Annotated in this window: 12 protein-coding genes; 7 read left to right on the top strand and 5 right to left on the bottom strand. The window is 70.1% G+C overall.

The window, feature by feature from the left end:
* Position 1: 1 nt before the first annotated feature.
* The 5 genes from ACK4K7_RS00800 to nadB are packed head-to-tail and all read left to right on the top strand — an operon-like array spanning position 2 to position 4,562.
* Positions 2–745 carry a YebC/PmpR family DNA-binding transcriptional regulator gene (locus ACK4K7_RS00800; protein WP_431863221.1) on the top strand — a complete coding sequence of 248 codons (744 nt, stop codon included), beginning with the start codon at positions 2–4 and terminating at the stop codon, positions 743–745.
* Between the two features lie 13 nt (positions 746–758).
* Positions 759–1,256, top strand: coding sequence for a crossover junction endodeoxyribonuclease RuvC (gene ruvC / locus ACK4K7_RS00795; RefSeq protein ID WP_431863220.1), 498 nt, complete (start codon positions 759–761; stop codon positions 1,254–1,256).
* A gap of 58 nt (positions 1,257–1,314) precedes the next feature.
* Positions 1,315–1,923: a Holliday junction branch migration protein RuvA gene (gene ruvA, locus ACK4K7_RS00790; RefSeq protein ID WP_431863219.1), complete on the top strand. Its 609-nt coding sequence runs from the start codon at positions 1,315–1,317 to the stop codon at positions 1,921–1,923.
* Positions 1,924–1,982: 59 nt separating this feature from the next.
* Positions 1,983–2,912 carry an ABC transporter ATP-binding protein gene (locus ACK4K7_RS00785; protein WP_431863218.1) on the top strand — a complete coding sequence of 310 codons (930 nt, stop codon included), beginning with the start codon at positions 1,983–1,985 and terminating at the stop codon, positions 2,910–2,912.
* A gap of 57 nt (positions 2,913–2,969) precedes the next feature.
* Entirely contained in the window at positions 2,970–4,562 is a 1,593-nt protein-coding gene (nadB, locus tag ACK4K7_RS00780) for an L-aspartate oxidase (RefSeq protein WP_431863217.1), read from the top strand.
* Positions 4,563–4,584: 22 nt separating this feature from the next.
* Here the strand turns inward: nadB and ACK4K7_RS00775 are convergent, their stop codons facing one another.
* Positions 4,585–5,409, bottom strand: coding sequence for an alpha/beta fold hydrolase (locus tag ACK4K7_RS00775; RefSeq protein ID WP_431863216.1), 825 nt, complete (start codon positions 5,407–5,409; stop codon positions 4,585–4,587).
* Positions 5,410–5,505: 96 nt separating this feature from the next.
* Here ACK4K7_RS00775 and polA point away from each other — a divergent pair, with 96 nt between their 5' ends.
* The gene (gene polA / locus ACK4K7_RS00770; protein ID WP_431863215.1) at positions 5,506–8,274 is read left to right on the top strand and encodes a DNA polymerase I; all 2,769 of its coding nucleotides are present in this window, start codon (positions 5,506–5,508) and stop codon (positions 8,272–8,274) included.
* On the top strand, positions 8,271–9,803 hold the full coding sequence (locus tag ACK4K7_RS00765) for a lipopolysaccharide biosynthesis protein (protein ID WP_431863214.1): 1,533 nt from the start codon (positions 8,271–8,273) through the stop codon (positions 9,801–9,803). The genes polA and ACK4K7_RS00765 overlap by 4 nt, the downstream gene beginning before the upstream one ends.
* Here the strand turns inward: ACK4K7_RS00765 and ACK4K7_RS00760 are convergent.
* The 4 genes from ACK4K7_RS00760 to ACK4K7_RS00745 form a co-directional block, all read right to left on the bottom strand.
* On the bottom strand, positions 9,760–11,289 hold the full coding sequence (locus tag ACK4K7_RS00760) for an FAD-dependent oxidoreductase (protein ID WP_431863213.1): 1,530 nt from the start codon (positions 11,287–11,289) through the stop codon (positions 9,760–9,762). The two genes, ACK4K7_RS00765 and ACK4K7_RS00760, sit on opposite strands and share 44 nt — an antisense overlap.
* A gap of 58 nt (positions 11,290–11,347) precedes the next feature.
* Positions 11,348–12,937 carry a bifunctional phosphoribosylaminoimidazolecarboxamide formyltransferase/IMP cyclohydrolase gene (gene purH / locus ACK4K7_RS00755; RefSeq protein WP_431863212.1) on the bottom strand — a complete coding sequence of 530 codons (1,590 nt, stop codon included), beginning with the start codon at positions 12,935–12,937 and terminating at the stop codon, positions 11,348–11,350.
* 74 nt (positions 12,938–13,011) lie between these two features.
* Entirely contained in the window at positions 13,012–14,487 is a 1,476-nt protein-coding gene (locus tag ACK4K7_RS00750) for an L-lactate permease (protein WP_431863211.1), read from the bottom strand.
* Positions 14,488–14,491: 4 nt separating this feature from the next.
* A complete protein-coding gene (locus tag ACK4K7_RS00745; protein ID WP_431863210.1) occupies positions 14,492–15,496 on the bottom strand; it encodes a 2-hydroxyacid dehydrogenase in 1,005 nt (334 codons plus the stop codon).
* Between the last annotated feature and the right edge of the window lie 44 nt (positions 15,497–15,540).

Genomic DNA, 15,540 nt, shown 5'->3' with positions numbered 1-15,540 from the left:
CATGGCCGGTCACAGCAAATTCAAGAACATCATGCACCGCAAGGGCGCGCAGGACAAAAAGCGCTCGGCGATGTTTTCGAAGCTCTCGCGCGAGCTCACCGTGGCGGCCAAGATGGGCCTGCCCGATCCCGACATGAACCCACGCCTGCGCGCCGCCATCGCCGCCGCCAAGGCGCAGTCGATGCCGAAGGACAATATCCAGCGCGCGATCGACAAGGCTTCGGGCGGCGAGGCGGAGAATTACGAGGAGCTGCGCTACGAAGGCTTCGGCCCCGGCGGCGTGGCGCTGATCGTCGAGGCGCTGACCGACAACCGCAACCGCACCGCCACCAACATGCGCACCATCTTCTCGAAGAATGGCGGCAATCTGGGCGCGTCCGGCTCGGTCAGTCACGGCTTCGACCGGCTGGGCCTCATCACCTATCCCGCCGCCGCCGGCGACGCCGACAAGGTGCTGGAAGCGGCGATCGAGGCGGGCGCGGAGGACGTGCAGTCCGGCGAGGAAGGCCACGAAATCTGGACCGCGCAGGAGGACCTGCACGAAGTGTCCAAGGCGATCGAGGCCGCGCTCGGCGAGCCGGAGAGCGTGAAGCTCGCCTGGCGCCCGCAGACGCTGGTCGAGGTCGGCGCCGACGACGCCGGCCAGCTGATGAAGCTGATCGACGCGCTGGAGGACGACGACGACGTCCAGACCGTCTGGGGCAATTACGACGTACCCGACGAGGTGATGGAAGCGCTCGCCTGATGGTCCCCCGGCTTTGATCATCCTCGGCCTCGATCCGGGGCTTGGCTGCACCGGGTGGGGAGTGATCGCGGCGTCGGGGAACCGGTTGTCGCATGTCGCCAACGGGCAGGTGCGCACCGATGCCAAGGCGGCGCTGGCCGACCGGCTGGTCGCGCTGCACGACGCGCTCGCCGACCTGCTCCTCGCCCACCGGCCCGACGCGGCGGCGGTGGAGGAGGTGTTCGTGAACGACAATCCGCAATCGACGCTGAAGCTCGGCCAGGCACGGGGCGTGATCCTGCTCGCCGCGGCGCGCAGCGGCATCGCGGTCGGCGAATATGCGCCGCGGCTGGTCAAGAAAGCGGTGGTGGGGACGGGCGGCGCCGCCAAGACGCAGGTCCATGCGATGGTGCAGCGGCTGCTGCCGGGCGTGCGCATCACCGGGGCCGACGCGGCCGACGCGCTCGCCGTCGCGATCACCCATGCCCATCATCTCGCCAGCGCGCGGGCTTTCTCCACCCCCGCTTCCTGAGTAGGGACGGAAAACGGATCGGCCCGCGACGAACGGCCGCGGAAAAGGGGACGGTGCAGTGATCGCGAAGCTCAGGGGCAAGCTCGATTCCTTCGGCGCCGACTTCGCCGTGATCGACGTGAACGGCGTCGGCTACCTCGTCTCCGCCTCGGCCCGCACGCTGTCGGCGCTCGGCGCGATCGGTGAGGATGTGGCGCTCCACACCGAGATGCTGGTCAGCGAGGATTCGATGCGCCTCGTCGGTTTCGGCTCGGCGGAGGAGCGGGACTGGTTCCGCCTGCTCGTCTCGGTCCAGGGCGTCGGCAGCCGGGTCGCGCTCGGCATCCTTTCCACCCTCTCCGTCGACGAGCTCCACCGCGCGGTGGCGAGCGGCGACAAGGCGATGGTCGGCCGCGCCCCCGGTGTCGGCCCGAAGCTCGCCCAGCGCATCGTCAACGAATTGAAGGACAAAGCGGGCGGCATCGCGCTCGGCGCCGGCGGCACGGCGGTGGGCGGCGCGGGCGCCCCGGCGGGCACTCTCGCCCAGGACGCGCTCGCCGCGCTGACCGGCCTCGGCTTCCGCCCAAGCGAGGCCGCCACGGCCGTCGCCGCCGCCGAGGCCGAGCTCGGCCCCGGCGCGACGCTCGACGCGCTGGTTCGCGCGGCGCTGCGCAAGGCGGCGCGCTGAACCGCCGCAGCCACAACTCGCCTTCCCCGCACTCGCTTCTGCCGCTATCGCCGCTGGCGATGACCGAAGCCGCAATCTCGATCCGCGCCCTTGAAAAAACCTATGACGGCGGCAAGCGCGCGCTCGAGGGGGTCAGCCTCGACGTTCCGCGCGGGCAAATCTTCGGGCTGCTCGGTCCGAACGGCGCCGGCAAGTCGACCCTGATCAACATCCTGGCCGGGCTGGTCCGCAAATCGGGCGGCACGGCGTCGATCTGGGGCTTCGACATCGACGCCCATCCGCGCAACGCCAAGGCGTCGATCGGGATCGTGCCGCAGGAAATCCTGTTCGATCCCTTCTTCACCCCCGCCGAGACGCTGGAAATCCAGGCCGGCCTCTACGGCGTTCCGAAGGAGCGGCGGCGCACGACGGAGCTGCTGCGCGCGGTGCGGCTGGAAGACAAGGCGAACGCTTATTCCCGCACTCTGTCGGGCGGCATGAAGCGGCGCCTGCTGGTCGCCAAGGCGATGGTCCATTCGCCGCCGATCCTCGTGCTCGACGAGCCGACTGCGGGCGTCGACATCGAGCTTCGCCAGCAATTGTGGGACTATGTCCGCCAGCTCCATGCGCAGGGCGTCACCGTGGTCCTCACCACCCATTATCTGGAAGAGGCGGAGCAGCTGTGCGACCGCATCGCCATCATCAATCACGGCCGCCTCATCGCCAATGAGACGACCCGCAGCCTGATCGGCATGGCGCAGGAAAAGGCGGTCGAGGTGACCGTCGACCGCGACCTCGCCGTCCCGCCCGTCAATGCCTGTTTCGAGAAGATCGACCTCAAGGGCGACAGGACGCTCGCCATCACCTACCGCAAGGACAAGGTGAATGCCGGCGACGTGCTGGCGGCGTTGCAGCGCGAAGGGCTCGGCATCGTCGACGTCTCGACCCGCGAGGCCGATCTGGAGGACGTGTTCCTGAACCTCACGCGGGCGGCGAATGCCGCGGCCTGAAACGAAAACTCCGACCAGAATGGTCCCAACCGTTCGGCCCGAACGGAAGTGCGCGACATGAGCTCGGAACACCACGCCTTCGACGTGGTCGTGATCGGCTCGGGGGCGGCCGGGCTGTCGGCGGCGCTCAACCTCGCGTCGCATCTCAAGGTGGCGGTGCTCGCCAAGGGAACCTTGTCGTCGGGCTCCACCGCCTGGGCGCAGGGCGGCATCGCGGCCGTGTTGGAAGCGGGCGACACGTTTGACAGCCATATCGAGGACACGATCGTCGCCGGCGCCGGCCTCAACGACCGGCGCACCGTCGAGTTCGTGGTCGGGAACGCGCCCGCGGCGATCGAGCGGCTGGCCGAACTCGGGGTCCCGTTCGACGCCGGCGGAGAAGCGCGCTGGCACCTCACCCGCGAAGGCGGCCACAGCCATCGCCGGATCGTCCATGTCGCCGACGCCACCGGCTGGGCGGTGCAGCAGGCGCTGGAACGGGCGGCGGCGCGGCATCCCAACATCACCCTCATCCCCAATCAGGTCGCGGTCGATCTCGTCACCCGCCGCCATGTCGAGCGCGGCTCGGATGCGAAGAGGGTGTGGGGCGTCTACGCGCTCGACGCCGCCAGCGGCGCGGTGTCGCTGTACACCGGCCGCGCCACCATCCTCGCCACCGGCGGCGCGAGCCGGGCCTGGCTCTATTCGACCAATCCCCGGGGATCGACCGGCGACGGCATCGCCATGGCCTGGCGCGCGGGGTGCCGGGTGTCGAACATGGAATTCAACCAGTTCCACCCGACCTGCCTCTACAATCTGGAGGTCAAGAACTTCCTCATCACCGAAGCGATGCGGGGCGAGGGCGGGCGGCTGCGCCTGCCGGGCAGCGGCGAGCGGTTCATGCCGCGCTTCGACCGGCGCGCGGAGCTAGCGCCGCGCGACGTGGTCGCTCGCGCGATCGACCATGAACTGAAGCGGCTCGGCCTCGACTACGTCCATCTCGACATCAGCCACCGCGACCCGGAATTCGTGCGCGCCCATTTCCCGACCATCCACGCCCGCCTGCTGGAACTCGGCATCGACATCACGCGCGATCCGATCCCGGTGGTGCCGGCCGCCCATTATACCTGCGGCGGGGTGATGGTGGACCTCGACGGGCGGACCGACGTCCCGGGCCTCTACGCGGCCGGCGAAGTGACGATGTCGGGGCTGCACGGCGCCAACCGGCTGGCGTCGAACTCGGTGCTGGAATGCCTGGTCTACGGCATCGCGGCCGCGCGGCACGTCAACGCCAACTGGTCCGAACTGCCGCCGCCGCCGGCGATCCGGCCGTGGGACGAAAGCCGCGTCACCCATTCGGACGAGGAAGTGGTCGTCCACCACAATTGGCGCGAGATCCGCCGCTTCATGTGGGACTATGTCGGGATCGTGCGCACCACCAAGCGGCTGGAGCGGGCGCTCAACCGGGTCAATCTGCTGCGCCAGGAGGTGCAGGATTATTACGGCAATTTCCGGGTGACGCCGGATCTCATCGAGCTTCGCAACCTGGTCGAGGTCTCCGACCTCATCGTCCGCTCCGCCCTCACCCGCCAGGAAAGCCGCGGCCTCCACTTCACGCTCGACCACCCCGACCTCCTCCCCGACGCGGTCGACACGGTGCTGGTGCCTTGATCCTCCCCGGTACGGGGAGGATCTAGCGAGCCGCCAGGAAACCCTTCAGCTCCTCGTGGAAGCGGCGGGGCTGGTCGTACATGATCATGTGGCCGCTGTCGTCGATCCGGACCAGGCGCGCGTCGCGGGCGTGGGCGTAGGCGGCGCGGTAGTTGGCGTCGGCGCGGGCCTGCATGCGCGCGTCCGGCGCCGCATAGACCACGGCGAACGGCACGCGGATACGGCCCAGTTCGGTGGTGAGGTCGGTGGTGGCGAGTTCGTGCATGGCGCGGGCGACCACGTCGCTGTCGCTGCCGCGATTGCCGAGGAAGCTCTCGAACAGGCGCCGTCCCCCCGGCGTCGCGGCGAGGTCGCGCAGCGAATTGGCGAGCGGACCCATATTGGCGGCCGAGGAGCCGAGCAGGCCGGCCGGCTGGGGCAGCATGTCGACCACCATCACCCGGCCGACGCGGTCGGGCTGGCGCGCGGCGATCATCATCGCCACCGTTCCGCCCATCGAATGGCCGACGATCGCCGGCCGCTGCAGCCCGCTGGCGGCGATGTAGCGGCCGATCTCCTCGGCGAGCGGCGCCACCACGTCGCCTTCGGCATTGCCGCGCGGCGGATCGCCGGCGAAGCCCGCCACCTGGACGAGATGATAGCGATAGCCCGGCACCGCCCGCACCGTGCCGCTCCAGACGTCGCGGCCGGCGGTGAGGCCGGGGATCAGGATGACGTCGGGGCCGGTGCCCTGCACCTCGACGGAGAATCGGGTGGGCTCGAACGGCGCCCTGGCGGGAAGCTCGGCGGGCGTGCAGGCGGCGAGGCCGGCGCCGAGCGTGAGAGTGAGAATCTTGGTCGTCTTCATGCCGCCGTCTCTAGCGCGGGGCATTTGAACGGTTGATGACGCAAGCGGCCGGCAAGGCGCGCTTGCCACCCGCCCACCCTTTGCTATCAGCCGTCAATGGCCGACAACCACCTCTACCTCGTCGACGGTTCGAGCTACATCTTCCGGGCCTTCCACCGGCTGCCGCCGCTCACCAACCGCCACGGGCTCAACGTCGGCGCGGTCTACGGCTATACGACCATGCTCTGGAAGCTGGCCGAGGACCTGAAGCAGGCCGACGGCCCGACGCATCTCGCCGTCATCTTCGACGCCTCTTCGAAGACGTTCCGCAACGACATGTATGACGGCTACAAGGCCCACCGGCCGCCGCCGCCGCCCGAGCTCGTCCCGCAATTCCCGCTGATCCGCGACGCCACCCGCGCCTTTTCGATCCCCTGCATCGAGGAGGAGGGTCTGGAGGCCGACGACATCATCGCCTGCTATGCCAAGGCGGCGCTGAAGGAAGGCTGGAAGGTCACCATCGTCAGCTCCGACAAGGATCTGATGCAGCTGATCGAGCCGGGTCTCGACCTCTACGACACGATGAACGACCGCCGCATCGGCCGCGATTATGTGATCGAGAAGTTCGGAGTCCCGCCCGAGCAGCTGGGCGAGGTGCTGGCGCTGATGGGCGACAGCGTCGACAACGTCCCCGGCGTTCCGGGCGTCGGCCCGAAGACCGCCTCCCAGCTGATCCAGCAATATGGCGACGTCGAAGGGGTGCTCGCCCATCTCGACGAGATCAAGAAGCCCAAGCTGAAGCAGAATCTCACCGAGCATGCCGAGGCGGCGCGGCTGTCGCGCCAGCTCGTCGCCTTGGTCTGCGACGCGCCGCTGCCCGAGCCGCTGGAGGGGCTGGAGATCAAGGGCATTCCCAAGGAGCCGCTGCGCGAGTTCCTGGAGGATCAGGGCTTCCGCTCGCTGCTCGCCCGCCTCGAAGGCGGCGCCCGCGCGCCGGCCGGCCCCATCACCGTCGGCGCAGCCCCCGTGCAGGCCGAGGTGCGGCCGGAACCGCCGATCGACCGCTCCGCCTATCGCGCCGTCACCGACATGGACGAGCTCGACCGCTGGATCGAGGAGGCGCGCGCGCAGGGCTTCGTCGCGCTCGACACCGAGACCGACAGCCGCGACTGCGTCAGCGCCCGGCTCGTCGGGATCAGCCTCGCCACCGCCTGCGGCAAGGCCTGCTACGTGCCGCTCGAACATGGCGGCGACGATCTCCTCGCCGAACGGCCGGACCAGCTCCCCGCCGACCTCGTCCTCGCCCGGCTGAAGCCGCTGCTCGAGGATCCCGCAATCCTCAAGATCGGCCACAATTTCAAATTCGACTGGGTGCTGTTCAACGTCCGCGGCATCGACGTGGCGCCGGTCGACGACACGCTGGTGATGAGCTTCAACCTCGACGCAGGCGGGCTCAACAGCCACGCGATGGACGATCTCGCCAAAAAGCATCTCGACCATCAATGCCTCACCTACAAGGAAGTGTGCGGCACCGGGCAGAAGCAGATCACGTTCGACAAGGTGCCGCTCGACCGCGCCACCGAATATGCGGCCGAGGATGCCGACGTGACGCTGCGGCTGTGGCGCCGCTTCAAGGTCCGCCTGCCGCACGAGCGGGCGACCCGCGTCTACGAAATGGTCGACCGCCCGCTCGTCCCGGTCATCGCCCGGATGGAGCGGGAGGGGGTCAAGGTCGACCGGGAGGAGCTGCGCAAGCTCTCCGCCGAGTTCAACGTCCAGATCGAGGCGCTGGAGGAGCGGATCTGCGGCCTCGCCGGCTGCCGCTTCACCATCGGCAGCCCCAAGCAATTGGGCGAGATATTGTTCGACCAGATGGGCCTGAAGGGTGGCCGCAAGGGCAAGTCCGGCGTCTGGTCGACCGACGTCAACGAGCTGGAACGGCTCGCGCGCGAGGGCGCGCCGATCGCCCAGCTGGTGCTCGACTGGCGTCAGCTCACGAAGCTCAAATCCACCTACACGGACGCGCTGCAGGAGCAGATCAACAAGGATACCGGCCGCGTCCACACCACCTATTCGCTGTCGGGCGCGCAGACCGGGCGCCTGTCCTCGACCGACCCCAATCTCCAGAACATCCCGATCCGGACCGAGATTGGCCGCCGCATCCGCGACGCCTTCATCGCCGAGGACGGCTTCGTGATGCTCGCCGCCGACTACAGCCAGATCGAGCTGAGGCTCGCCGCCCATATGGCGGACGTTCCGCAGCTGAAGCAGGCGTTCGCGGAAGGGGCGGACATTCACAGCCTCACCGCGCAGGAACTGTTCGGCGAGGTCACCCGCGACACCCGCGCGTCGGCCAAGACGATCAACTTCGCCATCCTCTACGGCATCTCGCGCTGGGGCCTCGCCGGCCGCCTGTCCATCACCGCCGACGAGGCGCAGGCGATGATCGACCGCTATTTCGACCGCTTCCCCGGCATCCGCGACTATATCCACGCGACGCTGACCGGGGTGCGCGAGACCGGCTTCACCACCACGCTGTTCGGCCGCAAGACCCATTTCCCGGGCATCCGCAGCAAGGTGCAGCACGAACGCCAGGGCGCCGAGCGCGCCGCCGTCAACGCGCCGATCCAGGGCACCAGCGCGGACATCATCAAGCGCGCCATGGCCCGCATGTGCCCGGCGCTGGAGGCCGAGGGGCTCGGTCGCACCCGCATGCTGATGCAGGTGCATGACGAGCTGGTGTTCGAAGTCCCCGTCGAAGACGTGGAGCGCGCCTCCGCCGTCATCCGCCGCGTCATGGAAAATGCGGCCGAACCCGCGGTGAAGCTCTCCGTTCCGCTCGGCGTCGAGATCGGCACCGGCCCCAATTGGGGCGCGGCGCATTGAGCAATCCGCCCCCCGCAGGCGGAAGCGACGACATCGCCGCGCTCGCCAAGGGCGGGCGGACCAACTTCTTCGGCTTCCTGCTGCGGCTCGCCGCGCGGCTGCCGTTCCTGTTCATCGCCGGCCATCTCTACGGCGCGGAGCTGCTAGGGCGCTTCGCCTATGCGGTGATCGTGATCGAATTCGCCGCCCAGCTCGCGACGCTCGGGCTGAAGCGGGGACTCGCCGAGCAATTGTCGAAGACGTCGCGGCCGCACGTCTGCGTCGTGTGGGACGGGATCCTCGCGGCGCTGATCGCCTCGGCCGCGGCGAGCGCGATCCTGATGCTGTTTCCGCAGGCGATGTTCCCGGCCGGCGACATACGCGGCGCCGAATGGCTGCTCCCGCTCGTCATCTTCGCGATCGCCGGCGCCGACGTGGCGCTCGCCGCGCTCGCCTATCAGCACAATATCGCCGCCACAGTGAAGGCGCGGGCGATCGTCGAGCCGTGGACGATCAGCATCGCGGCGGGCCTGCTCGTCTTCGTCTCCTCGCGCGACGGGCTCATCATCGCCTATGTCGTCTCGGTGGTCGCGGGGCTCGTCGCCTCGCTCTGGCCGCTGGTCCGTAGCTACGGCCTGCCGCGCGGCTGGTCGCCGGAGCCGGTCGAGCTGTTCCGCGCCGCCAAGCGCAACATGCCGCTCGCCGCCGCCGACGCGATCGAATGGGGCTCGCGCCGGCTCGACATCGCCATCCTCGGCCTGTTCGTCGCCCCGCAATTCGTCGGCGTCTATTATGTGGCGCAGCAGGTCGCTTCGCTGCCGCAGAAGCTCAAGACCAGCTTCGACCCGATCCTCGCCCCCGTCATCACCCAGAAGCTCGCCGAAGGCGACCGCAAGGCGGTGGCGAAGCAGGTCCGCCAGGTCGGCTTCTGGATCATCGCGGCGCAGGCGGGCATCGGCCTCGCGCTCGGCATACCGGGCGAGGCGGTGATGGGGCTGGTCGGCGCGGCCTTCGTCGGCGGCACCGCGGCGCTCGCCTTCCTGCTCGCCGCCGAAGCGGTGGCGGCGACGGCGGCGGTGTCGGAAGCGGCGCTCGTCTATGTCGCCCGCGGGCGCAACCTCATGATCTCGCTCTTCATGGTGACGGTACAGGCGGCGCTGACCGTCGCCCTCATCCTCGGCATGCGCGCGCTCGGCCTGCCGCAATCCTACCAGGCGGCGGGCGCGGCGATCGCGCTGATGCTCGCGCTCGGCATGGCTTCGGTGCTGAAGGCGCGACTGCTGCGCCGGCTGCTCGGCGCCCCGGTCCAGGGCTGGCGCTGGCCGCTGGTCTGGGCGGCGGCGACGGCGACGGTGGTCGGCTTCGCGGCGGTGCAGCTGCCCGAATGGCTGCAGCTCGCGCTCGGCGTGCCGGCCATCCTCGTCGCGTTCGGCATCGTCGTCTGGTACAAGGGCTTCACCGCCGAGGACCGCATCCTCTTCAGGATGCGCAAAAGCGGGGAGGAGCCTACGCTTCCGCCGCCGGCAGGGGCTGAACCGCCGGGCCGTTGAGCACCTCTCCCTCCGGCGCGAAGTGCGAGCCGTGGCAGGGGCAGTCCCAGCATTTCTCGAACCCGTTCCAGTGGACGAGGCAGCCGGTATGGGTGCAGACCGCCGAGCGGCGCACCAGCGTCCCGTCTTCCTTGCGGTAGCAGGCGAGCTTGCGCACCCCTTCGGTCACGATCGCGCCGCCGCCCGGCGGGATGTCGTCGACCGAGCCGACGTCGCCGGGCTGCACATATTCGGAGAAGTTCTTGACCACGCCCGCCTGGCCGCGGGCGAACTCCATCGCCGAGGTGGACGACACCGTCTTGCGCGATGGATCGAGCAAGGGCGCGAAGCGGCTGTCCTCGCCGATGATCAGCGGCAGGAGGGTGAGGCTGCCGGCGACGCCGTTGGTGATCCCCTGGCCGGAATCGCCGGTATGGACGTAGAGGTGGCGGCTGCCCGGATTGCGGCCGGAAAAGGGGAGGAAGTCGATCGGCTCCAGCACCTGGCCGGACCAGCGATAATCCGCGCGGGTGAAGGCGGGGTAGCGTTCGCGCGTCCAGCGCTCCAGCGCGTCGAGCCGCGCCTCGATGTCCGGCGCCTCGCCGGTGCGATGGTCCTCGCCGCCGACGATCAGCAGATCCTCCGTCTCGCCGAGCGGCTGGATGCGGACATAATGATAGGCGTCGTAGCTGTCCCAGACGAGCGCGTCGGGCACCGATCCTTTCGGCACCCGCCCCGCCACCACATAGGTGCGGTCCGGCAATTGCTTCGTGTGGATGACGAGCTTGTCGTTGACCGGCGAATTGGTCGCGAACACCGCCGCCGAGGCGCGGATCGCGAAACCGCCTTCGGTTTCGATGGTGACGCCGTCGGCATCCTCGGTCTCGCTCACATAAGCGGTGTTCGCGTAGAGCCGGCCGCCCCGCGCCTCGATCGCGCGGGCAAGGCCGCGCAGATATTTGATCGGGTGGAAGCGGGCCTGGTTGGGGAAGCGCAGCGCGAGGCCCGTGTCGCATCCGGGCACCGGCGCCCGGTCCGCCCATTCGACGTCGACGCCGATCGCGCGGCAGGCCTGATATTCCTCCTCCAGGTCGGCGCGGTGGCTGTCCTCGGCGGCGAACAGATAGCCGTCGATGCGGGCGAAGTCGCAGTCGATCCCCTCGTCGCGGACGATCGCCTCGATCCGGTTCACCGCCGCGACCTGGCTGTCATGATAGATGCGGGCGTCGTCCTCGCCGCGGATCGCAATCAGCTCGGAATAGAAGTCGTCGAGTTCGGTGGCGAGATGGGCGGTGGTGCGCACCGTCATGCCCCAGCCGATGCGGCCGCGGTCGATCACGATCACCTGCCGGCCGAAGCGTGCGAGCTCATAAGCGGTGGAGAGGCCGGCGATGCCGGAGCCGACCACCACCACGTCGCAGGTCGCGTGGCTCTCGAGCGGCGGCGCGTCCGCGGCCGGGCCTTCCTCCATCCAGCAGGACCTGCTGCGCTCGTCGCCGACGTTCATCTCCGCTGCTCCTCCATATCCGGAAGAGCAACGGCGGGGCGGACGAAGGGGTTCCGGCTCAGTGGCGGAAGTGGCGCATTCCGGTGAAGACCATCGCGAGGCCCGCCTCGTCGGCGGCGGCGATCACTTCCTCGTCGCGGATCGATCCGCCGGGCTGGATCACCGCGGTCGCGCCCGCCTCGACGGCGGCCAGCAGCCCGTCGGCGAAGGGGAAGAAGGCGTCGGACGCGACCGCCGAACCGATCGTGCGCGGCTCGGCCCAGCCCGCCTTGTCGGCGGCGTCCTTGGCCTTCCAGGCGGCGATGCGCGCCGATTCGAGCCGGTTCATCTGCCCCGCGCCGATGCCGGCGGTGGCGCCGTCCCTGGCATAGACGATGGCGTTTGACTTGACGTGCTTGGCGACTGTCCAGGCGAACAGGCAGTCGGCCAGCTCGCGCGCGCTCGGCGCCCGCCTGGTCACGACCTTGAGGTCGCCCGCGCCGATCCGGCCGTTGTCGCGGCCCTGCACCAGATAGCCGCCGGCGATCGACTTCAGCGTCAGGCCGGAGCGCGCGGGATCGGCGAGTTCGCCGGTCAGCAGCAGGCGCAGATTCTTCTTCCGCGCGAAAATCTCCCGCGCCTCGGCGTCGGCGTCGGGCGCGATCACCACTTCGGTGAAGATCTGGGTGATCGCCTCGGCCGCGGCGGCGTCGAGCGGCGCGTTCACCGCGACGATGCCGCCGAAGGCCGAGACGGTGTCGCAGCGGAACGCGGCTTCGTATGCGTCGAGCAGGGTGGCCGCGGTCGCGACGCCGCAGGGATTGGCGTGCTTGACGATCACGCAGGCTGGGCCCGCGCCGCGGAACTCGCCGACCAGCTCCAGCGCCGCGTCGGCATCGTTGTAATTGTTGTAGCTGAGCGCCTTGCCCTGCACCTGCTTGGCCTGGGCGATGCCGCGGGCGTGCGGGCCGGCGGGAAGGTAGAGCGCCGCCTGCTGGTGCGGATTCTCGCCATAGCGAAGCTCGGGTCCGCGGCGCATCACCACCGGCAGCGTGTCGGGAAACATCTGCCCCTGGTCGGCGAAGGCGAACCAGGAGGCGATCGCCGAATCGTAGGCGGCGGTGGCCGCGAACGCCTTGGCGGCAAGGCGTTTGCGGAGATCGAGCGAGGTCGACCCGCCGCTCGCGTCCAGCGCCTCGACCAGCGCGCCGTAGTCGGCCGGATCGGTCAGGATCGCGACATAGGCATGGTTCTTGGCGGCGGAGCGGACCATGGACGGGCCGCCGATGTCGATATTCTCGATCACCTCCGCGCGGCCGGCGCCCTTCGCCACCGTCTCGGAGAAGGGGTAGAGATTGACGACGACAATGTCGATCGCGCCGATGCCGTGCGCCGCCATCGCCCCGGCATGGGCGGGATCGTCGCGGACGGCGAGCAGGCCGCCATGGACCTTCGGGTGCAGCGTCTTCACCCGACCGTCCATCATCTCCGGAAATCCGGTGAGGTCGGACACGTCCCGCACCTCCAGCCCCGCCTCGCGCAGCGCCTTGGCGGTGCCGCCGGTCGACACCAGCTCCACCCCGTGCCGCGCCAGCGCCGTCCCCAGCTCGGCTAGGCCGGTCTTGTCGGACACGGACAGGAGGGCGCGGGCGATCTTCACGTCGGTCATCTTGTTTCCCAGGCTGGAGAGGCGTCGGCCGGTGCCATAACCGCATGCCGCCCGCCTTTCACCCCCCTAGCGCGTCAGCTCCAGGCGGCTTGGGCAGCGAGGAGGAGGGCGCCGCCGGCGGCGGCGTAGAGGAGGCAGACGGGCAGGGTGCGTTTCAACACCTTGCCTTCCGATCCGGTGAGGCCGACCGTCGCGGCGCCGGCGACGATATTGTGCGGGGCGACGATGTTGCCGATCGCCGCGCCGAAGCCCTGCGCCGCCGCTACCAGCAGCGGCGACAGGCCGGCCGCCGCCGCGATCTCGATCTGGAGGTCGGCCAAGAGGATGTTGGAGGCGGTGGCGGAACCGGTGACGAAGGAGCCCGCGGCCGCGGCGAGCGGCGCGGCAAGCGGCCAGGCGGGGCCGAGCGCCCGGCCGGCGCCCTCGGCCAGCGCGGCGATCATGCCGGAATGGGCCATCAGCCGCGCGACCAGCAGCACCGCGACCAGCGCCAGCAGCACCCGGGGCAGCCGCGCCGCCGCGCCGCGCGCGGAGGGGAGAAGCATCGCCGCGCCGCCGGGCCGGACCGCGGCCGCCAGGACCAGCGCGGCGACGAGCAGGGTGCCCGGGTGGAACAAAGGCGCGACTTCTCCCGCATAACCGCCGGGCAGGGTCCAGCCGAGCGTGACGCCGCCGAGCGCTTCCCGGACCGGCGGGACGAGCCGGGTGGCGAGGACCAGGGCGACGGCGAACAGATAGGGCAAGGCGGCGCGGAGGAGATCGCGGCCGCCCCCATCGGCGCCTCCGCCGCCCTTCCGGCGGACCAGCAGGACGAACAGGCCCGCGCCGACGAGGGCGCCGCCGAGCGTCGGAAGCTCCGGCCCCACCCACCAGGCGAGAAGCGCGGCGGGAAGGAAGAAGAGCGCCGTCCCGGCGAGCACCCACGGTCCGGTCCGCCGGGCGCCGGCGAACCGGAGCACCAAGGCGAGCAGCGCCCAGGCGAGCGCCGCGTGGAGCAGCAGGATCGCCAGCGACAGCGCCGCCGGATCGACCCGCGCGGCGGCGAGCAGCGGCACCATCGGCGTCCCGAGCGCACCGAACGACACGCCGGCCGCATGGCCGACGAGCACCATGACGAGCGCCGTCGCGGGCGGGAAGCCGAGGCCGACCAGCAGCGGCGCGGCGAGCGCGACCGGCGTCCCGAAGCCCGCCGCCCCTTCGAGGAACAAGGCGAAGAACCACGCGACCAGCAGAGCGGCGACCCGCCGGTCCCCGCCGAACCCGGCGAGCCACCGGCCGAGCGCGGCGATGCCACCGCCGCGCAGCTGATATTCGTGCAAGGCGAGCGCGCCGAACACGATCCAGACGATGCTGAGCGCGGTGAAGGCGGCCTCGGCGGCGGGACCGAGCAGGGCCGGCGCCAGCCCGTCCGCGCCATGGCCGAAGCCGAGGATCGCGACGACCGCCGTCACCAGCGCGCAGACGAGACCCGCCACGGCCGCCGACCAGCGCAGCCCCGCCATCAGACCGACCAGCAACGCGATCGGCAGCAGGGCCAGCATCGCCGCCATCGCGTCAGGCCAGCTTGTCGACGCTCACTTCGTGCAGCGCCCTTCCCGTCCGCGCGAAGCCGTCGACATTGGCGATGGTCGTGTCCGCGATCGCCCGCATCGCTTCCTCGGTGAAGAAGGCCTGGTGGCCGGTGATGAGCACGTTGGGGAAGGTGAGCAAGCGGGCGAAGACGTCGTCGCGGATCACCTGGTCCGACAGATCTTCGAAGAAGAGGTCGCCTTCCTCCTCATAGACGTCGAGGCCGAGATGGCCGATGCGGCCGGACTTCAGGCCGTCGATCGCCGCCTTGGTGTCCACTACCGCGCCGCGGCTGGTGTTAATCAGCATCACGCCGGGCCGCATCGCCGCGACGGCCTCCGCGTCGATCAGGTGGCGGGTGGCGGGGGTGAGCGGGCAGTGGAGCGAGACGATGTCGGCGCCGCGCAGCAGCTCCGGAAAATCGACGATCCGGCCACCGATCGCCGCGAATTCGGGGTCGGGGGCGGGATCGGCGCCGATCAAGGTGCAGCCGAAGCCGCGCATGATGCGGGCGAATTCGATGCCGATCTTGCCGACCCCCACCACGCCGACGGTGCGGCCGCGAAGATCGAAGCCGAGCAGGCCGTCCAGGGCGAAATTGCCTTCGCGCACCCGCGCATAGGCGCGGTGGATCTTGCGGTTGAGCGCGAGGATCAGCGCCACCGTATGTTCGGCCACCGCGTGCGGCGAATAAGCCGGCACCCGCGCGACGCGGATGCCGAGCGCCTCGGCCGCGGCGAGATCGACATTGTTGAAGCCCGCGCAGCGCAAGGCGACGAGGCCCACGCCCGCGTCGGCGAGCGCCGCCAGCGTCGCCCGGTTGAGCGCGTCGTTGACGAAGGCGCAGACCGCGTCGGCCCCGCGGGCGAGCGGGGCGGTGCCGGGGCCGAGCCGCGCCTCGATGAAATCGAGGACGTGGCCGGACCTGCCGTTCGCCTCCTCGAGGAAGCGGCGGTCGTAGGGGCGGGTGCTGAAGACGGCGATTCTCATGGCGGCCTCTTTGCCGATCGGGGCGGACCGCGCCTTACGTAGAT

This window comes from Allosphingosinicella sp., assembly GCF_046295735.1.
GTDB lineage: Bacteria > Pseudomonadota > Alphaproteobacteria > Sphingomonadales > Sphingomonadaceae > Allosphingosinicella.
The sequence above is the reverse complement of the archived record's forward strand: the minus strand, read 5'-3'. Positions and strand labels throughout refer to the sequence as shown.